Genomic DNA, 768 nt, shown 5'->3' with positions numbered 1-768 from the left:
GAGGTGAATGTCCCCCGCGACCACCGGTTCGGGGGACATTCGCGCTTGCCGGGGCGCCGGCAGGCCTCACGCCGGCAACTCGAGCGGCTGCGGCTCGCCCTCCAGGCGCCGCAACCAGTCTTCGCAGAACTTCAGCACCTCGGCGTGACCTGCCGTCATTCCGAGCGCCTGCTCCATCACCATCACCCGCGACACGCTGGCGGCGATGAACGTCCACACGATCGGCGGCACGTCGGACGCGTCGACGCCGTAGCGCCGCAGCGCCGCGTCGATCGCCTTCGTTTCGGCCTCGCGGAACATCTCGGCATACCTGCCGATCTCAGCCCGCAGCGCCGGCCGATGGTTCGCAAGCCCCGTCATCTCCATGGTCAAACGCGTCGCGCTCGGATCGGTACCGAACCGCCACAGCGCCCACAGCGGCTGCGGCGAGTTCAGGGCTTCGGCCTGCGCCACCAACCCCTCTTCGGCACGCCGCACGAACACCGCCAGGAACAGGTCGTCCATGGTGCGGAAGTAATAGTGCACCAGCTGGGGCTTGAGGCCGGCCCGCTCGGCCACCCGGCGCGACGTGACCGCGACGTAGCCCTCCTCGATCATCAGCGCCTCGGCGGCGTCGAGCAGCACGATCCGGTTCTTCGCGTCCGGCGCCCCGATCCTTCGCGCCGATGCCATCGATCCTCCTCACGACATGTTCTCGACAACGTCTGGCTGATCGTAACTTTCGCCCGGCCAGGTGACCTTGACCACGACTCTAACGCCATGCTAAGC

General features: G+C 67.8%; 1 protein-coding gene. It reads right to left on the bottom strand.

From position 1 onward, the window contains the following. Positions 1 to 66: 66 nt before the first annotated feature. Positions 67 to 672 carry a TetR/AcrR family transcriptional regulator gene (locus IMZ11_RS42900; protein WP_003880061.1) on the bottom strand — a complete coding sequence of 202 codons (606 nt, stop codon included), beginning with the start codon at positions 670 to 672 and terminating at the stop codon, positions 67 to 69. Between the last annotated feature and the right edge of the window lie 96 nt (positions 673 to 768).

Origin of the sequence: Microtetraspora sp. AC03309, from assembly GCF_020826795.1 — a bacterium.
Lineage (GTDB): Bacteria > Actinomycetota > Actinomycetes > Streptosporangiales > Streptosporangiaceae > Microtetraspora > Microtetraspora glauca.
The sequence above is the reverse complement of the archived record's forward strand: the minus strand, read 5'-3'. Positions and strand labels throughout refer to the sequence as shown.

Bases quoted from the DNA above. Each gene is read 5' to 3' on its own strand.
- IMZ11_RS42900 (WP_003880061.1), bottom strand. From the start codon at position 672: ATGGCATCGGCGCGAAGGATCGGGGCGCCGGACGCGAAGAACCGGATC.